Annotated in this window: 19 protein-coding genes; 7 read left to right on the plus strand and 12 right to left on the minus strand. The window is 38.5% G+C overall.

All coding sequences use genetic code 11. The annotated features are described in order from the left end of the window. Positions 1-2,205: 2,205 nt before the first annotated feature. From BMX49_RS13390 to glyA, 6 genes are all read right to left on the minus strand, one after another. Positions 2,206-3,174 (minus strand): SDR family oxidoreductase, encoded by a 969-nt coding sequence (locus BMX49_RS13390; RefSeq protein ID WP_034719288.1) that lies wholly within the window; start codon positions 3,172-3,174, stop codon positions 2,206-2,208. Positions 3,175-5,639: 2,465 nt separating this feature from the next. Beyond that, positions 5,640-7,961, minus strand: coding sequence for a GumC family protein (locus BMX49_RS13395; protein WP_034719286.1), 2,322 nt, complete (start codon positions 7,959-7,961; stop codon positions 5,640-5,642). 6 nt (positions 7,962-7,967) lie between these two features. Further along, positions 7,968-8,771 carry a polysaccharide biosynthesis/export family protein gene (locus BMX49_RS13400; protein ID WP_034719284.1) on the minus strand — a complete coding sequence of 268 codons (804 nt, stop codon included), beginning with the start codon at positions 8,769-8,771 and terminating at the stop codon, positions 7,968-7,970. Between the two features lie 61 nt (positions 8,772-8,832). After that, positions 8,833-9,468: an outer membrane beta-barrel protein gene (locus BMX49_RS13405; protein WP_034719283.1), complete on the minus strand. Its 636-nt coding sequence runs from the start codon at positions 9,466-9,468 to the stop codon at positions 8,833-8,835. Between the two features lie 503 nt (positions 9,469-9,971). Then, entirely contained in the window at positions 9,972-10,409 is a 438-nt protein-coding gene (locus tag BMX49_RS13410; RefSeq protein ID WP_034721245.1) for a regulatory protein RecX, read from the minus strand. A gap of 1,508 nt (positions 10,410-11,917) precedes the next feature. Continuing rightward, positions 11,918-13,186: a serine hydroxymethyltransferase gene (gene glyA / locus BMX49_RS13415; RefSeq protein ID WP_311316297.1), complete on the minus strand. Its 1,269-nt coding sequence runs from the start codon at positions 13,184-13,186 to the stop codon at positions 11,918-11,920. 295 nt (positions 13,187-13,481) lie between these two features. On the opposite strand from glyA, the gene BMX49_RS13420 reads away from it, so the two are divergent. Beyond that, positions 13,482-13,976 carry a DUF8465 domain-containing protein gene (locus tag BMX49_RS13420; RefSeq protein WP_034719279.1) on the plus strand — a complete coding sequence of 165 codons (495 nt, stop codon included), beginning with the start codon at positions 13,482-13,484 and terminating at the stop codon, positions 13,974-13,976. Between the two features lie 113 nt (positions 13,977-14,089). Here the strand turns inward: BMX49_RS13420 and BMX49_RS13425 are convergent, their stop codons facing one another. Next, on the minus strand, positions 14,090-14,392 hold the full coding sequence (locus BMX49_RS13425; protein ID WP_034719277.1) for a DUF6370 family protein: 303 nt from the start codon (positions 14,390-14,392) through the stop codon (positions 14,090-14,092). A 182-nt stretch (positions 14,393-14,574) separates the two neighbouring features. Between BMX49_RS13425 and BMX49_RS13430 the strand changes: the two genes are divergently transcribed. Both BMX49_RS13430 and BMX49_RS13435 read left to right on the plus strand, forming a co-directional pair. Further along, a complete protein-coding gene (locus BMX49_RS13430; RefSeq protein ID WP_034719275.1) occupies positions 14,575-15,297 on the plus strand; it encodes a DUF3822 family protein in 723 nt (240 codons plus the stop codon). Positions 15,298-15,499: 202 nt separating this feature from the next. Beyond that, on the plus strand, positions 15,500-16,120 hold the full coding sequence (locus BMX49_RS13435; protein WP_034719272.1) for an RsmD family RNA methyltransferase: 621 nt from the start codon (positions 15,500-15,502) through the stop codon (positions 16,118-16,120). Positions 16,121-16,461: 341 nt separating this feature from the next. On the opposite strand, the gene murI is transcribed toward BMX49_RS13435, so the two are convergent. The 5 genes from murI to BMX49_RS13460 form a co-directional block, all read right to left on the minus strand. Further along, a complete protein-coding gene (gene murI, locus BMX49_RS13440) occupies positions 16,462-17,292 on the minus strand; it encodes a glutamate racemase (protein WP_034719270.1) in 831 nt (276 codons plus the stop codon). A gap of 141 nt (positions 17,293-17,433) precedes the next feature. After that, complete coding sequence (hemW, locus tag BMX49_RS13445; protein ID WP_074726741.1) at positions 17,434-18,558, minus strand: radical SAM family heme chaperone HemW; 1,125 nt, start codon at positions 18,556-18,558, stop codon at positions 17,434-17,436. Between the two features lie 125 nt (positions 18,559-18,683). Continuing rightward, complete coding sequence (locus BMX49_RS13450) at positions 18,684-19,628, minus strand: PorP/SprF family type IX secretion system membrane protein (RefSeq protein ID WP_126337153.1); 945 nt, start codon at positions 19,626-19,628, stop codon at positions 18,684-18,686. A gap of 48 nt (positions 19,629-19,676) precedes the next feature. Further along, positions 19,677-20,753 carry an RluA family pseudouridine synthase gene (locus tag BMX49_RS13455; RefSeq protein ID WP_034719268.1) on the minus strand — a complete coding sequence of 359 codons (1,077 nt, stop codon included), beginning with the start codon at positions 20,751-20,753 and terminating at the stop codon, positions 19,677-19,679. Positions 20,754-20,817: 64 nt separating this feature from the next. Beyond that, positions 20,818-21,900: a PASTA domain-containing protein gene (locus tag BMX49_RS13460; RefSeq protein ID WP_034719266.1), complete on the minus strand. Its 1,083-nt coding sequence runs from the start codon at positions 21,898-21,900 to the stop codon at positions 20,818-20,820. 127 nt (positions 21,901-22,027) lie between these two features. Between BMX49_RS13460 and BMX49_RS13465 the strand changes: the two genes are divergently transcribed. From BMX49_RS13465 to nadA, 4 genes are all read left to right on the plus strand, one after another. After that, positions 22,028-22,885 carry a YicC family protein gene (locus BMX49_RS13465; protein WP_034719263.1) on the plus strand — a complete coding sequence of 286 codons (858 nt, stop codon included), beginning with the start codon at positions 22,028-22,030 and terminating at the stop codon, positions 22,883-22,885. A gap of 72 nt (positions 22,886-22,957) precedes the next feature. After that, the gene (gmk, locus tag BMX49_RS13470; RefSeq protein WP_034719261.1) at positions 22,958-23,521 is read left to right on the plus strand and encodes a guanylate kinase; all 564 of its coding nucleotides are present in this window, start codon (positions 22,958-22,960) and stop codon (positions 23,519-23,521) included. Next, positions 23,518-24,237: a Rossmann-fold NAD(P)-binding domain-containing protein gene (locus BMX49_RS13475; RefSeq protein WP_034719260.1), complete on the plus strand. Its 720-nt coding sequence runs from the start codon at positions 23,518-23,520 to the stop codon at positions 24,235-24,237. The genes gmk and BMX49_RS13475 overlap by 4 nt, the downstream gene beginning before the upstream one ends. A 3-nt stretch (positions 24,238-24,240) precedes the next feature. Then, the gene (gene nadA / locus BMX49_RS13480) at positions 24,241-25,260 is read left to right on the plus strand and encodes a quinolinate synthase NadA (RefSeq protein WP_034719259.1); all 1,020 of its coding nucleotides are present in this window, start codon (positions 24,241-24,243) and stop codon (positions 25,258-25,260) included. Positions 25,261-25,310 lie beyond the last annotated feature (50 nt).

Genomic DNA, 25,310 nt, shown 5'->3' on the forward strand with positions numbered 1-25,310 from the left:
TTTTGCTAAAAAATGATTATTTCTTCCGAGAAAATCCCCAAAACTCGGGCGGAAATGGAAAGTGGTTATAAGAATATCTGTTTTTGCCGCCACTCAAACAGTGGGGATTTTTAGGAGTCGCTAGTTGGCAACTATGGTTAGGAAGAAATAACCATTTTTCTGAACGCAAAATGCTCCTAAGTCAAAAGTGATTTATTTTTTGATAAATGAAACTGGGTGATTGAGCCTGGAGATGGTGATTGAGAATGGAGATGGTGATTGAGCTTGTCGAAATCACGGGTAGAAATGAAATTCTTTTATTGTGCTTAAGTTCTTTTGCCTTGATGCAAAAGAACCAAAAAATCAAGACTGGATCCTTTTGCTAAAAAATAGTTATTTCTTCTGAGAAAATCCCCAAAACTCGGGCGGAAATGGAAAGTGGTCATAAGAATATCTGTTTTTGCCGCCACTCAAACAGTGGGATTTTTAGGCGTTGCAAGTTGATAAATTTGGCTGGGAAGAAATAATCATTTTTTCTTAGCGCAAAAGGCTCCTAGGTCAAAAGTGATTTCTTTTTTGATAAATGAAGCTGGTTGATTGAGTCTGGAGATGGTGCTTGAGGATGGAGATGGTGATTGAGCCTGTCGAAATCACGGGTACAAATGAAATGCTTGTATTCTTTTAAGTTCTTTTGCCTTGATGCAAAAGAACCAAAAAATCAAGACTGGATCCTTTTGCTAAAAAATGGTTATTTCTTCTGAGAAAATCCCCAGAACTCGGGCGGAATTGGAGATTACTTCGAAGAACAACTATCTTTGCCGCCACTCAAACAGTGGGGATTTTTAAGCGTTGCAAGTTGGTATAGTGGGTTGGGAAGAAATAACCATTTTTCTTAACGCAAAAGGCTCCTAAGTCGAGTGGAATTTCTTTTAGATATTTGATGTCTCAGTGATTGAATCCGTCGATGGTGATTAAGCCTGGGGATGGTGATTGAGGATGGAGATGGTGATTGAGCTTGTCGAAATCACGGTTATAAATGAAAGTCTTTGATTTTGCGTAAGTTCTTTTGCCTTGATGCAAAAGAACCAAAAAATCAAGACTGGATCCTTTCGCTAAAAAATGGTAATTTCTTCTAAGAAAACCCCCAAAACTCGGGCGGAATTATAGGTTGTTTCTGAGAATAACAATTATTGCCGCCACTCAGACAGTGGGGATTTTTAGGCGTTGCAAGTTGATAAATTTGGCTGGGAAGAAATAATCATTTTTCTTAACGCGAAAGGCTCCTAAGTCAAAAGTGATTTCTTTTTTGATAAATGAAGCTGGGTGATTGAGGATGGAGATGGTGCTTGAGGATGGAGATGGTGATTGAGCCTGTCGAAATCACGGGTACAAATGAAATGCTTGTATTCTTTTAAGTTCTTTTGCCTTGATGCAAAAGAACCAAAAAATCAAGACTGGATCCTTTTGCTAAAAAATGGTTATTTCTTCTAAGAAAATCCCCAGAACTCGGGCGGAATTGGAGATTACTTCGAAGAACAACTATCTTTGCCGCCACTCAAACAGTGGGGATTTTTAAGCGTTGCTAGGTGATAAATTTGGCTGGGAAGAAATATCCATTTTTCTTAACGCAAAAGGCTCCTAAGTCGAATAATTTCTTTTAGATAATAGATGCCTTGGTGATTGAGTCTGTCGATGGTAATTGAGTCTGTTGATGGTGATTGAGATTGGCGATGGTGATTGAGCCTGTCGAAATCACTATTAGCAAGACTTTTTTTTATATTTTACTTTTTGTCTTAACACAAAAAGTAACAAAAAGGTCAAGACTGGATCATTTTGCTAAAAAATGGTAATTTCTTCTGAGAAAATCTCCAATTATTTATCTCGTCCTCAAGACGAGACTCGGGCGGAATAATAAATTATTTCTTCGATTCGTTATTTTGGCCGCGCTTCAAACACTGGGGATTTTTCGGAGTGGCAAGTTGATAAATTTGGCTGGGAAGAAATAATCATTTTTTTTAACGCAAAAGGCTCCTAAGTCATATAAATATATTTAATTATTTAGCTCACTTCAAAAAAATCTGATTCACTCCCTTTTTTATGCTGAGCATGTCGAAGTTAGGGTTGGGGAAAATGAAGCAGATTTTCTTGAAGCATGTAGCTTCGACAAGCTCAGCCACCAGGATCATCAAGCTCAGCCACCAGGATTATCAAGTATTCGGCAAGAAGTTATTTCAAATTTGCCCAGTACCATTCGACGGCTTCTTGGAGGCCTTTTTTGATGTCGTGGGAGGGTTTGTAGTTTAAAAGATTTTTTGCCTTATCGATGGAAGCTAAGGAATGAGGAATATCGCCCGATCGTTGAGGGCCGTGAATGATTTCGATATTTTTTATTTCGGGATCGTAATCGGAAAGGTATTCTTTAAGGTATGCTACGAGGAGATTAAGGGTGGTTCGGTCCCCTACGGCCGTATTGTAAACGGTATTGATGGCATCGATATTATCAGAGAGCATTGCCTTTTCGTTCATTTGAAGGACATTGTCGATATAGGTGAAATCGCGAGAGTAATCACCCGTTCCATTGATAATAGGGCTCTCATGATTCATTAACTGAATGACGAATTTCGGAATGACGGCGGCGTAGGCTCCATTGGGCGTTTGTCGTCGGCCGAAGACGTTGAAATACCGCAAACCGATACATTCCAACCCGTACGTTTTACTGAAGACGTCGGCATACAGTTCATTAACGTATTTGGTAATGGCATAGGGTGATAGCGGTTTTCCGATGACCTCTTCTACTTTTGGCAAGGCTGCTGAATCTCCATAGGTTGAGGAGCTGGCAGCATAAATGAATCGTTTGACCTTGGCATCGCGTGCAGCGACAAGCATGTTTAAAAAGCCCCCGACATTAACATCATTGCTGGTAATAGGATCATTAATGGATCGTGGAACGGATCCCAAAGCCGCTTGGTGCAATATATAGTCTTGTCCGTGACAGGCTTGATGACAGGTTTCTAAATCGCGAATATCTCCTTCGATCAGATTGAAGTTGGGATGATTGATCAGGTGGTCGATGTTATGTTTGAAGCCGATGGCAAAATTATCTAAGACTGTGACGTGGTCGCCTTTGTCGATGAAGTGGTCGCAGAGGTTGGAGCCGATAAAGCCTGCGCCGCCGGTTATTAATATTTTGTTCATTTTTTATATTTTAATTGTGAGGTTAGAAGAACATCTTCGTTCGAAAGGGATGGTTTAATCACTTCAGTTGTTTCCTCTAGCTTTTTATAATTATTCAAAAAAAGATTAGCTTTCGCTGTTCTTTTTTATTGGTGCAAAAGTAAGGAAAGTTAACGCCATCGTTTTTCTTTTTTGTAAAATCTTTTGAATTGTTGTTTTGAGTGCTTGCTTATCTTTTATTGGAATGTGAGGGAAGTAGAGATTAATCGAAATTTCTTTAAAGTTGTCTTTAATGAAGGTTACTGATATCAGGTATATTTTTAGTATGGTACAACTATGTGTAGTTTATTAAATTAAGTTCTTTTGCCTTGATGCAAAAGAACCAAAAAATCAAGACTGGATCCTTTCGCTAAAAAATGGTTATTTCTTCTGAGAAAATCCCCCGAATTGACTCCCTGAGGTCGTCGAACCACTACGTTAGGTTTCGGGCGGAAATGGAAAGTGGTTATAAGAATACTGTTTTTGCCGCCACTCAAACAATGGGGATTTTTAGACGTTGCTAGTTGATGAATTCGGTTGGGAAGAAATAGTCATTTTTTTTAACGCAAAAGGCTCCTAAGTCGAATAATTTCTTTTAGATAGTAGATGTCTCGGCGATTGAGACTGGAGATGGTGATTGAGCCTAGAGATGGTGATTGAGCCTGTCGAAATCACGGTTATATTGAAGTTCTTTTATCTAAGTTCTTTTGCCTTGATGCAAAAGAACCAAAAAATCAAGACTGGATCATTTTGCTGAAAAATGGTGATTTCTTCTTAAAAAATCCCCAGAATTGACTCCCTGCGGTCGTCGAACCACTACGTTAGGTTTCGGGCGGAAATGCAAAGTGGTTATAAGAATATCTGTTTTTGCCGCCACTCAAACAGTGGGGATTTATGGATGTTGCAAGTTGAGAAAGATAGTGCGAAGAAATCACCATTTTTCTTTACGCAAAATGCTCCTAAGTCGGATAATTTCTTTTAGATAGTAGATGTCTCGGCGATTGAGAATGGAGATGGTGATTGAGCCTAGAGATGGTGATTGAGCCTGTCGAAATCACGGTTATATTGAAGTTCTTTTGCCTTGATGCAAAAGAACCAAAAAATCAAGACTGGATCATTTTGCTAAAAAATGGTAATTTCTTCTTAGAAAATCCCCAAACTTGCGCGGAAATATAGATTACGCTTCGATTATCGATTTTGGCCGCGCTTCAAACACTGGGGATTTTTAAGCGTTGCAAGTTGATGAATTCGGTTGGGAAGAAATAACCATTTTTCTTTACGCAAAAGGCTCCTAAGTCGAGTTGGATTTCTTTTTTGACAGGTGGTATTGTGGGTGACTGGGTCGATTCGATGGTGATTTCGATAGGCACAATCACCGAGGTGAAAAGTGACGGGTGATTAAGGTTGGCAGTTGTGATTTCGACATGCTCAATCACCGGGTTGCAAGTTGCTAGGTGAAAGGTTACGGGAGACAGGCTTAATCAACGAGGTGGAAAGTGACAGGTGGTTAAGATTAGCTGATGTGATTTCGACAGGCTCAATCACCGGGTTGCAAGTTGCTAGGTGAAAGGTTACAGGAGACAGGCTCAATCACCGAGGTGGAAAGTGATGGGTTATTAAGATTAGCTGATGTGATATAGACAGGCTCAATCACCGAGGAGGAAAATGACGGGTGATTAAGATTAGCTGAGGTAATTTAGACAGGCTCAATCACCGGGTTGCAAGTTGCTAGGTGAGAGGTTACAAGAGACAGGCTCAATCACCGAGGTGGAAAGTGATGGGTTATTAAGATTAGCTGATGTGATTTCGATAGGCTCAATCACCGAGGTGAAAAGTGATGGATGATTAAGATTAGCTGAGGTGATTTCGACAGGCTCAATCACCGGGTTGCAAGTTGCTAGGTGAGAGGTTACAGCAGACAGGCTCAATCACCGAGGTGGAAAGTGATGGGTGATTAAGGTTGGCAAATTGTGATTTCGACAGGCTCAATCACCGAGGTGAAAAGTGATTGGTGATTAAGATTAGCTGATGTGATTTCGACAGGCTCAATCACCGGGTTGCAAGTTGCTAGGTGAAAGGTTACAGGAGACAGGCTCAATCACCGAGGTGAAAGTGACAGGTGATTAAGATTAGCTGAGGTGATTTCGATAGGCTCAATCACCGAGGAGGAAAATGACGGGTGATTAAGGTTGGCTCAGGTGATTTCGACAGGCGCAATCACCGAGGTGGAAAGTGACGGGAGATTATGCTTAGCAAATGTGATTTCGACAGGCTCAATCACCGGGTTGTGCAAGTTGCAAGGTCACAAGTGTAGTGCAAGGTGAGAGTTGTTGGGTGCAAGGGAAAAGGCGCCTGGTAACAGGTAAAGGGTGTACTGAGTGTGGTGCATAGTGCATGGTATATGGTACCTGGTCTCTGGTGCGAGGTAGGATTATCTACTTATTTGATCAAACGAAGCGTTTCCACCATTTGGGTTTTTCGTCGTGGGTGTAGGAGTAGTATCCGTAGCCGTATTTTTTGCCGTAGCGGGTGTTTTCGGGTTTGACGCCGTTGAGAATGAAGGTCATGGTTTTGATGCCGTTTTCCTGTTGGAAGCCAGCGGCGAAATCGATCATTTCTTTTTCAGTAACGTCGGATTTTACAACGTATAACACCACGTCGGCGTTTTCGACTAAATGTAAGGTATCACTGACCAGCATCACGGGAGCAGAATCTAAAACGATATATTCATACTTGGTTTTCAAGTAGGCGATAAGATCATCGAACTTTTGCATATCGAGTAGATCATTTGGGTTAGGTGCAAGTTGACCCCCAAACATAACGTCTAAATTTGGATTGATCTGAGAAGGAATAATAAAAGAATCTGGCAAAGTGTCATCAGAAATTAAATAATCGGTTAAACCAATATTTTTTCCCGTCACAAAACGATGCAACTGTGCGTTGCGAATATCTGCGCCAACAATAATGACTTTATTTTTCCCCGCTAAGGTTAAGGCAGTATTCATGGAGATGGTAGTCTTACCTTCGCCTTTTACAGAGGAAGTGACTAATATCACTCCTCCATGGACAACTTCTTTGGCTTTGAGCAGGTATTTAAGGTTGGAACTTAAAATGCGAAAGGATTCGGCAAAGACGGAAAAATCGCTAGACTGTATCAAGGGAGTCTGATCCTGATTTACTGGAATTTCAGCCAAGACTGAAGCCTCTGGAACCTGAGAAAGAATATGCTGTTTCGTATGTACTTTGGTATCTAAGGTTTGCCAGCCAATAAAGAAAATTAAGGGCAATAAAAAACCAGCAGCCAAAGCGCCGTAAATGACTTGATCTTTGTTGGGTTTTACAACACCTGTGGTGTAGGCTGGATTAATAATTTTTGCTTTGGGCGCTGTAACAGCCAAAGTAATAGCGTTTTCTTCGCGTTTTTGGAGTAGGTATAAATAGAGTTGTTCTTTGAGTGTCTGTTGACGATCAATACTTCGGAACATTTTTTCCTGCGTGGGAAACTTGCTGATATTTCCCTTGGCTACATTCAACTGCCCCGTTGCTTGGGCAACTTGTAGTTGAAGGGTTTCTCGGGATTCCAGTAGATTTTTACGGATTAAGTTCTTCAAAGACGCAATCTGTTTGTTCATTTCAATGACGGCAGGGTTTTCCCCGGTCGCTTGTTTCAGAACCCGGTTTCGAGTTAGCATTAAGCTATTGTATTCGGCAATGGCTGTTTCAGCGCCAGTCGGCAAACCCATGCCACTTGGCAATAACTGATCGGTTGCGCTAGTGGCCAGCACGGAATTCACCAAATTTAACTGCATCGATTGTTTAAGAATGGTTTTGGTATTTTCGTCAGCGTTAGCCAATGATATACTGGCTTGCGCTTCAAGATTGGTTATTTGATTGGTGCGTTTGAATCGTTCTTTCTCGCCTTCAATGCCCGAGAGGTCATCTGTAATAATTTCTAAACGCTCATTGATAAAGTTCTGAGTGTTCTGCGCTTCTAAATTTTTATCATTCACGCCATCGATGAGATATTGTTTCGACAGTTCATCAAGGATATTCTCCGATTTTTTTGGCACGGGACCAACTAAAGACAGATCCATGAGCAAACCTTTTTCTGGAGGCAAGCTTACCTTGATCCGACTCTCTAAGCCTGCAACCACGCTACCTATAGAACGAAAAACCACCTTGACTGGAGATTTTAGGGTCAATCCCGGTTTAGCATCAATCTGTACGGTACCAAAAGGGAATTTAGCTGGAAGTCCAAAACGATGGACCGTTTTTGAGTTTTCTAAAGTATAAGAATTATTACCAGTTGGATTGATAATATACGTTGCAGAGGAAAATCGATCTGAGTTGAAAACTTCGATGATCTTTCCCGTTAATGGAGAGTCAGCATACAGTTCGACTTCTTTTATCGTACCGACACTATAGAAGCTAACGTCTAAATTTAATTTTTTGGCCACCGCTCCTAAGATTGGCTTTGAGACGATGATTTGAGTCTCGCCCTGCAATTCATTATCACCACTAACGCCAACGCCAAGATTTTTTAAATCACTGAGGGCGGCGGAATTGGTACTTTTGGATTCCTGTAGTTTTAGGGAAGTTTTGGTAAAATATTGCGGTTCTGCATAGCGCAAATAAATTCTGGCAGCAGTATAAAACAAAGCCAAACTCAATAAAAACCAAGGCCATTTCTTGAGGTATCTACCGATTTCTTTTTTGAGGTTGACGGGTTGTGCCCTCTTCACCGGCACTGAATTTTCTAACAGTTCCATGCAGGCTTATTTTCGGGTTAAGGTAAAAATTAAGGTCAATAAGCCTAAGCCTACTCCGCCATATTTAATCCATTGATCCACATTGGAATTGGTATTGACGCCAACTTGCTTATTACGGTCGGGCTCTACATACAGAATATCATTCTGTTGGAGGTAATAGTAGGGAGAATTGACAATAGAAGCTTCTGATAAGTCCAAAGAAACTACTTTATCTTTACCCTGTTCGTCGGAATAGCGTATCAGTTTGACACTGGTTTTATTGCCATCGTAGGTGGTATCTCCGGCTAAGGCTAAGGCTTGAAAGAGATTTAATCTTTCGGTCGTACTTGTTTTTTGACCTGGACTTTTAACTTCTCCCAAGACGCTAAAATTAAAATTCGCAAGGGTGACGGTAACCATAGGGTCCGTCAAGTATCGCATTAAACGGCTTTCGATTTCCTTTTTCAGTTGCACTTTCGTCATCCCTTTGCAATAAATACTTCCTAAGACTGGGAAGATGATGGTGCCGTCTGAATTAACAAGATAATCACTGGGAACGGCGGTGGAAATGTTATTTGAACTTGTACTATTATCGCCAGCTGAACCAGTTCGGGCCATGCTGGGTATATTAAAAGGGCGAACCGCAATTTCGTCAAAAGCGGAAACTAAAATCTGCAAACGATCCCCTTCCTGAATATGAAGACCTAGGTATTTGGCTTGGGAGACTTCCTGTTCAAAGTTATTGTTGGATAAGTAAACAACATTGGCCTTTGGTTTACAGGCTAGAAAAGCAAGCGATATAAAAATGAGTAGAAGAATTTTATTTCTCATGATGTTTGATACGGGTTTACTAAATAATGATTTGACATCAATATAGTCCCCCGATTTTGTACTAGAAACTATTAAAATAATAGTTGACCCCAACTGCTAATTGATGGTTATAGGTATTACGCATGGTATTATCGGGATAGACTTTGGTAAAGCCGCGGTCATATCTTAAAAAGCCTTCTAAGTTTTCGCCAACTTTCGCTCCAACTCCTACCGAAACACCAATACCAAAATCATTTAAAGTGCTATCCATATTATATTTATAATACACTAAATCGTAAGCTGGATCTACCTGGCGATCTTCGCGCACCAAAAACTCTACGCGTGGTCCAGCAAATAAAAAGAAGTTAGAGATATCATAATTGCGTTTGAAGAAATACTTTAGGTATAGTTGTGCGGCAACATAATCGTGGTTAAACTTCTGAACACCAAACTTATTTTGTTCCGCTTTGGCATGTTCGCCCTGCATACTGTACTCTACTTGTGGCACCAGAAAAAGCCAACCTGTGCCGGAAATATCGCCTTCCGCGAGTGTAAATTCAGCAAGTGCACCAATAGAGGCACCAAATTTTCCTTTCGAAACATCATGAACTCCCAATATAGATCCCTGATGGAAATTACCAGTTACCCCGTATCTCACTTCCTGACTATTCACCATTGTTAAAAGGAAAATGGCGATAAATGTATTAATTTTCTTCATCTAATTTATAATCGACAGTTATGAATCTTTAGTTTAAAAAGATTATTGTGCAAATTACTTAAAATTATTTCAATTATACCCTATAGTTTTGAAAGTAGTGTGTTTGTGGGCTGGGTGATGGGTGATGGATGATGGGTGATGGATCCTGGATGATGGATGATGGATGATAAAAGATAAGTGATGAGTAATGAGTAATGAGTAATGAGAAATGAGAAATGAGAAATGAGAAATGTAAGTATATTTAAGTTATAGAGATTTATTGGAAGTGCTATGTAGACATTTATTTATTCGTCATTTTTGCCAACAAACTTGCTTTCTACTTAATTCTGACCTTTTACTGTTTATTTTTGCATCCATTTATTTCTTATAAAACCTCCTATGAATTTTTAATAGGTTGACCGAAATTAACCATTGTTTGCTGAGTATTAACCGTCGATAATAAGAAATCGCCCCATTATTACCCATTACTCATTTTTCATTACTCATTAACTCTTAAACCTAATTCATTCTCGCTCTTCTGCAGTGTCTGTGATGACTTGGGTGATTTCTTCATATTCAAATCCCTTGGACAATAAATATTTGATGGTTTTGGAATTTTTCTGATAAAGCTGTAAACCCTTGATTTTTGAAATGTAGTTGTGGTAAAGTTTGGAGAGGGTTTTGTGATAATCTTGGTCATCAATTTCGTCAAAACATCTATTAATCAATTTCTCGGGAACTTCTTTAAATTTTAAGTGATTTCTTATTTTATTTCGTCCCCACGATTTCATGTAGAATTTTCCGCGGATATAGCTTCGGGTAAATCGTTCTTCATTGAGGTAATTTTCCTTCATTAAGAATAGAAGAATTTCGTCTTTGGCTTCCGGAATCAATAAGAAATCCCACATCTTCTGTTCGACCTCTTTATGGCAGCGGTCTTGATAGACGCAGTAATTGGCCATCTTTTGTTTGATTTCGAGAAAGGTATAGGATTTTTTTTGATCCACGACTTGGTAATTTATGATGGGTGAAATATATTAAGAGTACGAATTTAAAAAAATTCAATTAATGTCATGTTTTCTATAAAAGGCTGGTGTCTCTAAATAAATTATTTCTTTTATCTTTTACTTTTGCCTTGATGCAAAAGTAACAAAAGATCAAGACTGGATTTATTTGCTAAAAAAAGAAAATTTCATCTGATAAAATTCCTAAACTTGCGCGGAAATGAAAGTTTCGCTTCGATTATGAAGTTTTGCCGCGCTTCGGACAAAAGGAATTTTTATGTTTGCTAGTTGAAATGCTTGGTTGGAAGAAATTTACTTTTTTCTTAACGCAAATAACTCCTAAGTCAGTTTTGATTGACGTTTCTGTCAATGGCTGCGTAGGTTGTCATTCTGACGAAGGAAGAATCTCATCTTTAAAATAAAATTCGATTTTTCTTTCTTAATTACTTTTGCCTTGATGTCTCTTTCATTGGCTACGGAAGTTGTCATTCTGACGAAGGAAGAATCTCATCTTTTAAATTAAAGTCGATTTTTCTTTCTTAATTACTTTTGCCTTGATGCAAAAGTAACAAAAGATCAAGACTGGATTTATTTACTAAAAAAAGAAAATTTCTTCTAAGAAAATTCCTAAACTTGCGCGGAAATGAAAGTTTCGCTTCGATTATGAAGTTTTGCCGCGCTTCGGACAAAAGGAATTTTTATAATTGCTAGTTGAATGGTTTGGTTGGAAGAAATTTACTTTTTTCTTAACGCAAATAACTCCTAAGTCAGTTTTGATTGATGTTTCTTTCATTGCCTGCTGAGTTGTCATTCTGACGAAGGAAGAATCTCATCTTTAAAATAAAATTTAATTTTTCTTTCTTAATTACTTTTGCCTTGATGTTTCTTTCATTGGCTGCGGAGTTTGTAATTCTGACGAAGGAAGAGTCTCATCCTTAAAATAAACTCTGATATTTTTTTCTTAATTACTTTTTGTCTTGACACAAAAAGTAACAAAAAGGTCAAGACTGGATTTATTTGCTTCATCTCCTTTTATGGGTTTCAGCTGAATCAGCGAAACTCCTTCGTCGTTTTGCTAAAAAAAGAAAATTTCTTCTGACAAAATTGAGTCGCTGCGCTCGTCGAACCACTTCGTTAGGTTCCCTAAACTAGCGCGGAAATGAAAGTATCACTTTGATTATAAAGTTTTGCCGCGCTTCGGACAAAAGGAATTTTTATGTTTGCTGGTTGAAGTTTTTGGTTGGAAGAAATTTACTTTTTTCTTAACGCAAATAACTCCTAAGTCAAGGTCACTTTGAAATTCGTTTTTATTAGGTTATAAATTCATCTTTGATATAAATAACTTCTAATTCAATTTTACAATAATTTTGCGCTTAAATAAGTTCATTTCAAAATTAGCAGAACAAAAAAAACGGGCTGATAAAGCCCATTTTTTAAAGTTTTAAATATTATTTATTGTCGAACCTTTAATAATTAAACAACGCTTTTCCTTCCATCATTTGATTGACTTTTTTGCGGACTGCAGTTAATTTGCTATCATCATTAATGTTAACGACGACATCATTGATTAAGCCAGCAAGAACTTCCATGTCAGCTTCTTTTAAACCTCTAGTGGTGATGGCGGCAGTGCCTAGACGAATACCTGAAGTGGTGAAGGCAGATTTGTCGTCAAAGGGAACCATGTTTTTGTTGCACGTGATATCGGCTTTGACTAAGGCTTTTTCGGTTTCTTTACCATTGACATTTTTGTTGCGAAGATCAACCAACATTAAGTGATTATCGGTGCCACCACTGACGATATCAAATCCTTGGGTCATCATGGCTTTGGCTAAAGCACGGGCATTGGCAATCACTTGCTTGGCATAGACTTCAAATTTTTGATCAATAGCTTCAGCAAAAGCAACGGCTTTTCCAGCAATGACATGCTCTAGTGGTCCACCTTGAATTCCTGGGAAGACAGAACCATTGAGCACTTGACTCATCATTTTAATTTCTCCTTTCAGTGTTTTGTGACCGTAGGTATTTTCGAAATCTTTACCCATCATAATAAGTCCACCTCTTGGTCCACGCAAAGTTTTATGAGTGGTGGTAGAAACAACGTGGCAATGCTCAAAAGGAGAGCTTAATAAACCTTTGGCAATTAATCCTGCTGGATGTGCAATATCTGCCCATAGGGTGGCTCCAACTTCATCAGCCACCTCACGAAACTTTTTAAAATCGATATCTCTTGAATAAGCAGAATAACCAGCGATTAACATTTTAGGTTTTACTTCCAAAGCTTTTTGACGCATCGCTTCATAATCAATGAGGCCACTTTCACGATCCACGCCATAGAAATTGGCATCGTACTGAATCCCCGAAAAGTTGACGAAAGAACCGTGGGTTAAATGTCCGCCCATCGATAAATCCAGGCCTAAGATCTTATCACCTGGCTTTAAAATAGATAGATAAATTGCTGCATTGGCTTGCGATCCTGAATGGGGCTGAACGTTGGCGTAATCTACTCCAAATAATTCTTTGGCGCGGTCGATGGCTAAAGTTTCGACTTCATCTACGACTTCGCAACCGCCGTAATATCTTTTGCCGGGATAGCCTTCTGCATATTTATTGGTCAAGACACTTCCGACCGCTTTCATGACATTGTCTGAAACAAAATTTTCAGAAGCGATGAGTTCGATGCCGTGTGTCTGTCTTTGTCTTTCCTGTTCGATAAGGTCAAAAATTGGATCCATAATGTATATTGATGTTTTTTAATTCAGATAAATAGAGAATTCAAATTTATGGAAATTTTTGGGAAGAGGTTGAGGGTGGGGAGGAAATGTTGGGGGAAGGTTGAGTGATGGATGATTGCCAATGATGATTGATGGATGAAAGTGGGACTGCGGTCTGAAAATTTGTGGACTGTAACAATCGAAATAATAGTATTTAATAAGCTTCTTAGGTATTTATTTTGGTATTTAGAATTTAAACCGTGGGAATATGTAGCACAACTTCTTTCAAATTCCTTATTTTCGCCACATAAGACAGAGCATGAAAATAGGCGATTCAGTATCAGTAATTGATGAGCAACTGAAAGGAACAGTCATTTCAATCAAAGGAAAAAAAGTGACCATTGAAGATGAGCACGGTTTTCCCTATGAATACGACGCCACAGAATTGGTAGTGCAGCAAGCAGAAATTTATGAGCAAATAAAAACGGTGCGGAAAGAAGAATTGGCAAAACCAATTTCAAAAAAGCATGATAAGAAACCTTTTGTGCTGGATTTGCATTTCGAAAAGCTCGTAAAAAACACAAGCGATTACAATTCGTTCGAAAGACTATTTCGCCAAAAAGAGAAACTCATCACCACGATTGATTATTGTCGGAAAAACAATCTGAAGAAACTGGAAATCATCCACGGCATCGGCGATGGCGTTTTACAACAAATGGTACACGACGTTTTAGAAAGTCAGACCAATATTGAGTTTCAAAATAAAGAAATACTGCACCATCAGTCGGGGACGGTTTTGGTTTATTTCAGGTGATAGGTGATAGTTGATTGTTGATAGTTGATAGTTGATAGTTGATAGTTGCTAGTTGCAAAATTAAAAAATTCACTGCTTACTATTTCTTATTGCCTATTACCTATTACCTAAAACTACTCTACATACTTAAAACTGGTTGCGTAGAATTTTCCTTTTTTGATTTCGCCGCTGACGAGGGCTTTTTTCATTATTTTGCAATAGCCATTTGCGGAGTGCATTTCGCCAAATTCTTTTTTATCGATGCCTTCAACGAGGTAGACTTTACTATCAATTTTTACGGCCATGGCGCAACCTTTGTCCGTTTTCATTTTGAATTGACACATAGCGCAAGCGGCGTCTACCGTTTGGTTTTGAATTTTCTGGGCAAAAATACTTATTGAAACTAATAGTACAAAGGCGAATAAGATTCTTTTCATAATGAATAAACTTTAAAATTAGTTGTAAAAGAAATTTCTATTTTGGGTTTAAAATCTTAAATAAATACCAATGTAAAAATAGGAATTACCCCTGAGATCTGCGAATGACTTTGCTCATACGTGGTCAAAAATAAGAAAATTTTAAAAGCCGATTAATTTTAATAAATTTGCGCCTGTAAAGCATGGAACAACTCAAATTACTTTTTACCAAAGACGGCGTACATTATCAGATTTCCAAGAACAAAACTGTTTCGGAGGAAAACTCTTTTTTCGTCACGGACGAATCTCCGGAAAATGAACTTTCTGCAAAGATGGCGACTCTTTTAACCCAAAAGAAATACAAGGAGATTTCGGTTATTTCTGCTTTGAATCATTTTACCTTGATGCCTGAAGGATTTACGAAACACGATTTAGGCTACGACCTCATCGCCTACAATGCTCCTGTTGATGACAATGCGGAGGAGTTAATGCTGTCGGTGAATAAGAAATTTGGCGTTCAGTTTTATTATACTTTTCCAAAATCGACCTATCAAAAAATAAAGGATTTAGCCGTTCCGACGAAGTTCAATTTTTCGGGTGAACAGTTTTTAAATCAAATTTCAGCCAAAAACCAAAAGGAAATTCATATCAATCTCTACCATCAGCAATGTGAGTTTTTTGCCTTAGATCATAAGAAAGTGATTCTTTATAATAACTTAGATGTGACGTCGGAAGTTGATTTCCTCTATTTCATCATGTTTACTTTAAGCAAGATTGGCTTTGGAATCAGCGACACCCAGTTTTTTGTGTACGGAGAAACAACTGAAAATGAAACCTTTATTTCAGAGTTAAAGAAGTTTGTGAAGAATCTGAAAATCGTTTACGATAATATTCCGGGGAAGAACTTTCTTTTGAATGGGAGATGAGGGAGATAAGGGAAATAAGAGCCAAGGAAAAAGTAAAAAGAGCCAAGTTGGTAAACTGTTAAGAAAAGCCTTCACCACAAAAATCAATTACTCATCGACCAAAAGAATAAAAATAAGACAATTAAGACAATTAAGAGCTTAACCTTTCTATTCTCCTGCATAAAAATCTACAGCCTAGCATCCATCACCTAAAACCTACACCATGTACAGAATAATCAGTGGCCAGTGGAAAGCCAAAAGAATTTCCGCTCCGAAAAGTTTCGACGTCAGACCCACGACTGATTTTGCCAAAGAAGCTTTGTTCAGTATTATCGAAAACCGCTACCGATTTGATTACACCTCTATTTCGGTGCTCGATCTGTTCGCTGGAATTGGATCAATTTCCCTAGAGTTCGCATCCCGAGGTTGCAAAGATGTGACGTCCATTGAAATGAATGCCCGCCATGCCGGTTTCATCAACGCTACCGCGACAGAACTTGAAATGAATACCCAAGTGAACGCACAGCGCGGCGATGTTTTTGAATATTTAAAGAAAAATAGAAATCGCAAAACTTATGAGATTATCGTGGCAGATCCGCCCTTTGAGATGGAAGTCGCGAAATATGAGGAATTGATTTCTTTTGTTTTAAAGAATAATTATCTGAAAGAAAATGGCGTCTTTATTTTGGAACATCAAAGCCGGACTAAGCTGCAACATCCGAATATTATCGACACCAGAAAATATGGAAATGTTAGTTTTTCTTTTTTGAAGCCGAATGAGCCAGAAGTTGAAGAGACTGTAGAAGCAGTCGAAGAGGCGGAAGACGAAAAGATAATAGACTGATAGATCATAGACTTAATATTAATAGAATTAGTTGATGGGTAAAATGTCAACTTATTTTTTTTAAGTTTGATCACTTTTATAATAAGGTACAATTAAGTAAAGCGCGGAATCGTTTTTGGTTTTCTGCTATTGTTTAAGTCATCACTGATCAAGTAGAACATTTCTTTAAGGAGAAGGTCTTTGTTTAACCTTGTCAAGGTTCCCAACCTTGACAAGGTTAGTTCGCAACTCATCATTTGTTTTCGAGGTAAATAGTATCTTCCGCTACTTCTAAATTTTCAAAACCTCGTCTGATCATAAAAACTTTTGTGTATTTGATGGTTTGAAGAATTCACAGAAACTTACAGTACTTTCAATTCCAGATCGATGCTTTTCCCAAAGAATTTCTTCGAGATTTTCTCAAAGTTTTTTGTAATATCTGAAAGGTAGAAATGATAAGAAGATTTTGATTTTTGCTCATTGAGTAAATGATGTTTTTCCAAAATCATCTTGAGTTGATTGGCCACAATCGTGGGCGAATCGATGACTCGCACGCGGTTCCCATAATATTGTTTGATTTCATTCAGTAAAAGCGGATAGTGCGTACAACCCAAAATTAAAGTTTCAATATTTTTTAATTTATTGTTGCTCAGATAATGGTAAATAATCGAATTTGTAATCGGATGATTTCTGATACCTTCTTCAATCGCCGGCACGAGAAGCGGCGTTGCCAATTCATCCACCTTGATAAATTTGTTATGTTTTCGTATTGATTTTTTGTAAAGGCCCGAATTCACCGTCGCCTTGGTCGCAATTACTCCCACGTTATTGTGAATCTCATAAGCCACTTTCTCAGCTACTGGATTAATAACATCGATAACGGGAATTTTATGATCGACCAATTCCAAGACTTCTTTTAAAGCATTGGCTGTGGCAGAATTACAGGCAATCACAATCGCCTTGCAATTTTTCTCTAATAAAAATTCGCTGATTTTAAGACAGTAGCCAATAATAGCCTCTCGAGATTTTTCACCGTAGGGAAGGTGTTTCGTATCGCCGAAATAAATTAAATCTTCGTTGGGCAGCAATCTTTTAATCTCTTTCGCAACGGTTAAGCCGCCGACGCCAGAATCGAAAATCCCAATAGGTTGGTTGGCAGAAAGGTGGCTGAAATCAGGTTTTTTATTTTTCAAAGGACTGAATTTGTGCAAAAATACGAATTAGTGGTGAGAAGGTAGATATTAGAAATGGGAAGTTAGACTTTAGAACCTATACGCTACGGTTGCGTTGCGATCGTATTTAAAACCTAAGACCTTTCTCCAAGTACCTACGACCTAAACCATAAACAAGTCCGACGCAATTCCATCTGCCAAAAACCAGTGTTTTTCAGGAATCATTAAATGATTATTTTCAATAATTAATAATCCATCTTCGAGTTTGGTTTTGATTTCCTGGTGAAAATACTCCAGAAGTTCGGTACTGAATTTCTCTTTTAAAGAAGCCAAGTCGACGCCCCAACTGGTACGCAAACCGATCATCAGCATTTCATTGAACTGCTCTTTCTCAGCTAATACTTCGGTTTCTTTAGGTAAAGAATTTTGATTTAAAGAATTGATATACAACTGATTATTGGCAATATTCCAACTGCGCTCATTACGTCCATTGTAGGAATGTGCTGAAGGACCAATGCCTAAATATTCCTGAGCTTTCCAGTAGGCTGAATTGTGTTTCGAATGAAAACCAGGCTTCCCAAAATTAGAAATTTCATAATGATCAAAACCTTTCTCTTTTAAAAAATCAGTCATATAGAAAAACTCTTCACGCTGTTCTGCTTCCTTGGGAGCTGCAATTTTTCCTTGAGAAATCCAGGCGTTTAACATGGTTTTAGGCTCAATGGTTAACGCATAAGAAGAAACATGTGGAACTTGAAGTTCAATTGTTTTATCTAAATTCTCCTTCCAGATTTCGAAGTTGGAACTGGGCGAACCGTAAATTAAATCAATGCTGATATTTTCAAATCCAAAATCCTGAGCCCTTTTGATGGAACTCTCCGCTTCACCCGAATTGTGAGCACGGTTCATCAATTTTAAATCTTCATCAAAAAAACTCTGAGTACCAATGGATAAACGGTTGAAGGGTGTTTTTGATAGTTCCTTTAAAAAAGTTTTATCTAAATCATCAGGATTGGCTTCGAGCGTAATTTCGATATTAGGGTCAAAGGAAAAATGTTTTAAAACCTCATCTAAAATAGATTGAAGTTCGTCAACTTTAAGAATAGAAGGCGTACCACCGCCGAAATAAAGCGATTTTAAAGTCTTGCTTTCCAGTTCATCCTTACGCAAACCAATTTCTTTTTTAATGGCCGAAACCATCTCTTCTTTATATTTTAAAGAAGTCGAAAAATGGAAATTACAGTAACTGCATTTTTGCTTGCAGAAAGGAATATGCAGGTAAATCATTTTAAATAAAAGCTGGGTTTAATAGGCCAAGGTAAAGAGCCAAGGAAAAAGTAAAAAGAGCCAAGGTTAAGAGTGAGGAAGTGCATTCAAAATTCACCATTCACAATTCACCATTCACCAAAATACTAATATCTAAAACCTCGCTGATTGATAAAGTTTTCAATCCGGTAACCGATACTCAGCATAAAACTGCTGCCGGCGTATTCTTGAATATCTGACAGTCCAAAATTGTAAGTCGCACCAAAGGAGAAGTTATTTACAGAAGCTTTTATGACGGGAGAAATTCCTAAATTTTGATTGCCAAACTTGTTGCTGGCCGTTCTTAAACTTGCGCCGGCAGCGAACGAACTTTGTTCTCCAGCAAAGGTTGCCATTAAGTTTAAATCGATTAGTTTCGAGGAATTGGTATTAAAATTCGCCAGCACTGAAGGGGTGACATAAAATTCTTCAGTCACGTAATAATTATATCCTGTATGAAGAATAAACTTAGTCGGCTCTGGCTCAATCCCGTTCACAATAGGAATGTCATTCGTTATCGCAATATCATTGACAGAAACTCCAGCGAAAAAATTACGATACGTTACCGCCATTCCCAGATTTGCATAGACTAAAAATAGGGACTCAGCACTTAGCAACGGATCGCCTGGCTCCTGTGGATTCAGCATCCCCAAGTCGATGTTCATATTATAGAAATTCACATTGGTCCCAAAAGAGAACTGACTTTTTCGCTCGCCGTCATCATCAATGGGAATAAAATACGAAGCTCCAGCTGAGATACCGTTAGAAGAAATCGGCCCGTTTTGATCTCTGAAAAAAGACAAGCCTGCTCCTACCCGATCAAAAATATTGGCATGCAGTCCAATCGACTGAACGTTTGGAGATTGATCGAAATTAGAAAATTGTTTCTGGTAATTCAGATTCAACACCACATCATCCGTACTTCCATACAGCGCGGGGTTAAAAAGAAATTCGCCATCGAGTAAATACTGTTGGTAAAAAGGAAGTGTTTCCTGGCTTTTATAGCTTCCGAGAAAGACCACCACGAAAAATAACGTATATATTCTTCTCATAATTAGAGTTGCGTGAATTTTCAGCAAAGATAAAAAGTTTTTACTGAACTAAGATTCTAAATATTTCCTCCACTTTTTAATAGCTTCGTCCATATCTTTCGGCATTGGACTTTCAAAATACATTTCTTTTTTGGTGGTTGGATGAACAAACCCAATGGTATGTGCATGCAAGGCCTGACGAGGTAATATTTCAAAAACATTTTTAATAAACTGCTTGTACTTCGGCATATTTACCCCTTTTAAAATCTGATTTCCTTCATAGCGCTCATCATTAAATAAAGTATGACCGATATGTTTAAAATGGGCGCGAATCTGATGGGTTCGACCCGTTTCCAATCTGCATTCCACCCAAGTGATGTAACGCAACCGTTCGATGACTTTGTAATGCGTTACGGCATGTTTACCCAAACTTTCATCTTCGAAAACTGCCATCTGCATTCTGTTTTTTAAATGTCTGCCGATATTTCCACGAATCGTTCCAGCTTCCTCTTCTATATTTCCCCAAGCAAAAGCCCAGTATAATCTCTTGGTTTCTCGGTCAAAAAATTGCTTGGCCAGATAACTTAAAGCATATTCGTTTTTCGCAACGACCAGTAGCCCGGAGGTATCTTTATCAATTCGATGCACCAAACCTACGCGATCTAAGTCTGATTTCTGTCCGTTTTTTTCGAAGTGAAAAGCCAAAGCGTTGATTAAAGTTCCATCGTAATTGCCATGACCAGGATGAACAACCATGCCAGCTTCTTTATCAACGACCACCACATCGTCATCTTCATAAACGATGTTAATTGGAATATCTTGCGGAATGATGAGATTTTGTCTGGGCGGTTTTGTGAGCAACACCGAAATTTCGTCACCAGGTTTTACGCGATAATTCTGTTTCACGGGAGCGCCATTCACGACAACATTGCCAGCTCGACAGGTTTGCGAGATTTTATTACGCGTAGAATTCTGGCGGAAATTAAGCAGATACTTGTCGATCCGCAGCAGTTCCTGACCTTTATCTACTTTAATAAAAAAATGTTCAAAAAGCTCCTCCGACTCAGATTCAGTTGAGTCGTGAGATTCGTGAGATTCTTGTTGTAGAAGCTCTTCTTCTGAAAAATTATCGTGTTCGTCTGCCATTCTATTTTTGAAAGATAAAGCTCCAACATTTCGGTTGAAGCTTTAGATTTTTGTTCTTTAAAAACTACTCAACAATGACCCTTTTAGCTTTTGGCTTTTCTTCGGTCTTAGTAGGAGTTGTTTTCGGCGTTACCGTAGTCGGTTTTGGTTTCGTTTCCACGGGTTTTGCTTTTTGCTCAGTCGGCGTCTTCGGCGTTTCCTGCTTTTTTACTTCTGGTTTTGGAGTTTCAACAGATGGAGTTACCGGTCTTGGTACTTCTTCTAGGGGTTCTCTACGACTTGGAGCTGGCTGTCTGTAAACCGGCGGCTCATCTTCATAGTAGGATTGATCTGGAACACTGTAATCCATTTTTATGCGATAAATCGAATTGAGTTGTGAGATTTTCCCACCCATTTCGGCTGGTGTCTTTTTACTGGCCCAAATGTCAATCTGCATTCCTTGATCCCGAACATCAAAGGCTGCTGGATCTTGGTAATAAACGATATCTGATTGATCCGCACCGCCATCTTCATGCTCCACCAAACCAATCTCAAATAGGTTTTGAGCGATAATTAATTTTGCTTCCTGAACGGTTAAGCCGACAAGATTCGGTACGCTGATATTTCTTCTAGGTCCGGCGCCAATTACCAAATCGATGGTGGAGAATCTAGGCAACAAAGCTCCAGGTCTCAGGGTGGCACCATTAAACATCATTCGCAAAACGGCATCACGTTGGATACTCGGTTCAAAAATGGTATCACCAACTTTCAACCCAACTTGCTCGAGTTGTCTAAAAGCTAAACCTTTATATCGATCTAAAACATCCGGAACGGAAACTTGCGCATACGTTCTTGGATTTACGCGTAAAACTATTGTTCTTCCATCTTTCACTCGAGAACCTGGTGAAGGGTAGATTTGTAAAACTTGAAAAGGTTTGAATTTCGGCTCGTATTTACCGCTGTCGACTTCATAACCCAAGCCTGAATCATCTAAAATCTTGATGGCATCGTGGACCGATTTATTCATCACATTGGGTACTGCAATTTCTTTTCCGTGATTCGTATGCATTTCTAACCAACGAAAAGTCAACCAGAGCGCACCAACGAAAACGGCACCCGCTAAAAGTATATTTACTAAAACTTTCCAATGGAAAAGCGATTTAAGCATATTTCTAAATCTTTTATTAAGTGCAAATATATAAAATAATCCTTTCTGTAATTAGCGAAAATTATACTCTTGCTTTTTTAAGCCTAAAAGTTTTTAAATAATTATCTTTGTGAGATAAAGCAAATACATGATTTTATCTATGACCGGCTTCGGAAGAAGCGAAGGAGTTTTCGACGGCAAGAAATTAACCATCGATATTAAATCTCTCAACAGCAAATCATTTGATTTGAACATCAAAATTCCTTTACGATACAAAGAAAAAGAATTTGAGATTCGCAAACTGCTGAATGATCGAGTTTTGCGTGGCAAAGTAGATTGTTATGTGAATTTCGAATCGCTTAACAATGCGAGTGACGTGGCAATAAATCATGATTTGGTAACCGCTTATATGCAGGAACTGAAAAAAGTTTCTGGCGACGGTCCTGACTTCGAATATCTGAAAATGGCGATTAGAATGCCAGACGCGATTTCTACAAAAAGTGATGAACTCGATGAAAATGAATGGATTTTCTTAATCGAATTGCTGGAAGAAACCATCACTAAGTTTGAAAATTTCAGACGTACTGAAGGAGAAATTCTGCAACAGGAACTGAGCCGTAACATTAAAAAAATTGAGTCCTACTTAACTCAGGTAGAACCTTACGAAGAAGTGCGAATGGAAGGTGTGAAAGACCGCTATCGCAAATCGCTAAACGAATTTGATCAAATTGATGAAACCCGTTTCTATCAGGAAATGGCCTATTATACTGAGAAATTAGATATTGCAGAAGAGAAAGTTCGACTGACGCAACATTTAAAATATTATTTGGAAGTGATGGTCAACGAAGACTTTAATGGCAAAAAACTTGGCTTTATCTCTCAGGAAATTGGTCGGGAAATCAATACTTTGGGTTCTAAAGCCAATCACGCCGAAATTCAAAAACTGGTCGTGATGATGAAAGACGACTTGGAAAAAGTGAAGGAACAAACATTGAACGTTTTATAATTAATGGTTGATTATTAATCATTAATTGTATTTGTCATCAATTATAAACCATCATCAATCAACTATCATTTTATGCAAAAAGTTATCATATTCTCAGCGCCTTCCGGAAGTGGAAAAACCACTTTGGTTAAACATTGTTTGGAACATTTCACTGAACTGGAATTTTCGATTTCATGTACGACCAGAAAAGCACGTGGAGCGGAAGTGCATGGAATTGATTATCACTTTATCTCGCCTGAAGAATTTCGTGAAAAGATTTCAAAAGACGGCTTTGTTGAATATGAAGAAGTGTATACAGATAAATATTACGGAACCTTAAAATCCGAGGTCGACCGAATCTGGGCCGCCGGAAAAGTAGTCATATTCGATGTTGATGTTCAGGGTGGAATTGCTTTAAAAAAATATTTCGGCGATCAGGCTTTATCGATTTTTATTATGCCGCCATCTGTGGCTGCTTTAGAATTGCGATTAATTGCCCGAGGAACTGATGATTTGGAAACGATTCACACTCGCGTGGCGAAAGCGACGGAAGAAATTTCCTTTAAAAATGACTTCGACGAAATTGTAGTGAACGATCAACTAGAAGCTGCACAAATAGAAATAGAAACTTTAATTCAAAATTTTTTAAAACCATGAGAGTTGCCATTATCGGTTGCGGTTGGGTCGGTGAAAAATTGTCCAAATATTTACGAAATTTAGACCATCATGTAATCGCTACAACCACTTCACCGGAGAAAATAATTCCTTTGCAAAACGTGGCCTCTGAAGTTCATTTGTTAGATTTTAGCTCAACGATTGATTTTAGTTTTTTAGAAATGGTGGATGTCGCTATCTTCAGCATGCCGATTTCCCGTAATACTTGGCATCAAGGCTTTGAAAAGCTAAAACTCGAATTTCCGAAAACCATCCTTTTTAGCTCAACCGGAGTTTATCCGCAGGAAGATCATATTTTCACGGAAGACGATACCGATAATTTAAGAACGGATATTCTAACTTCAGAAAACTTGGTCAGAAAATCTTATCCGCAAACAAATATTCTGCGGTTCGGCGGTTTGATGGGCGATGACCGTTCTCTCCAGAATATGTTTAAAAACAGAACGCCAGAAAACCCAGGAAAACTAACGAACTATATTCATTATGAAGACATTCTGCCGATTGTTGATTTGTTCCTCAAGTCAGAAATTCAGGCTGAAACTTATAACATCGTGGCGCCCGAACATCCTTCTATTGCCGAAGTTCTCAATTTAAAGGTTGAAAATACGAGCGACCAAAAACAGAGAGTCATTTCTTCCGAGAAACTGATTCGAGATTTTAATTATACCTTTAAACATCCCAATCCTAAAGATTTTTAAAACATGAGCACAGAAAAATTCGATAAAGCAAAATCGAACCTTCCCGTAAGAGGGTTTTTGAAAATAGATGACCTCATCATTCCTCAAGGCGAAGCTTTGGTTCAGGCCATTCTTGATTTGAAAAAAGAAAAAAATGCCGTTATTTTGGCGCATTATTATCAGCCACCAGCCATTCAGGATATCGCAGATTATTTAGGCGATTCCCTACAACTGGCACGGGCTGCAAAAGATACAGATGCTGATATGATCGCTTTTTGTGGCGTTCATTTTATGGCAGAAGCTGCGAAGATTTTGAATCCTTCGAAAAAAGTAGTTCTTCCGGATACTCAAGCTGGCTGCTCCTTGGCAGACGGTTGTAGTGGCGAAGGTTTGCGGGCAATGCGTGCGAAACATCCAGGCGCTTTAATTGCGACCTACATCAACTGTAACGCCGAAACAAAAGCAGAATCTGATATTATCGTGACCAGTTCCAACGCCGAAACAATTATTCGATCTCTGCCAGAAGACCGTCCGATTATCTTTGCACCGGACAAAAATTTAGGAGCTTATTTGATGAAGAAAACCGGACGAGATATGATTCTTTGGGACGGAACCTGTATCGTTCATGAAGCCTTCTCTATGGAAAGAATCGCTCAGCAACTGGCAGCCAATCCTCAGGCAAAACTCATCGCGCATCCCGAAAGTGAAGCGGCTGTTTTGGATCTGGCGCATTATGTGGGATCTACGTCTGGACTTTTAAATTTTGTAGAGAAAGATGACGCTCAAAAATTTATAGTGGCGACTGAAGAAGGAATTTTGCACGAAATGCAAAAACGCGCACCTCATAAAAAGTTAATTCCCGCCTTGGTTTTCGATGAATCTTGCAATTGCTCCGAATGTTTTTACATGAAGAGAAACACGCTGGAAAAATTATACTTGTGTATGAAGTATGAATTACCAGAAATTTTAATGGATGAAGAATTGCGCTTGAAAGCTTTGAAACCGATTGAAGCAATGCTGGAATTATCGACCACGATCAAGTAAAATTTACTTTGTCAAAGATCTGAACTTTGACAAAATTTTAATATTTTTTG

The organism is Kaistella antarctica (assembly GCF_900109615.1).
In the GTDB taxonomy this organism is placed as follows: Bacteria; Bacteroidota; Bacteroidia; order Flavobacteriales; family Weeksellaceae; genus Kaistella; species Kaistella antarctica.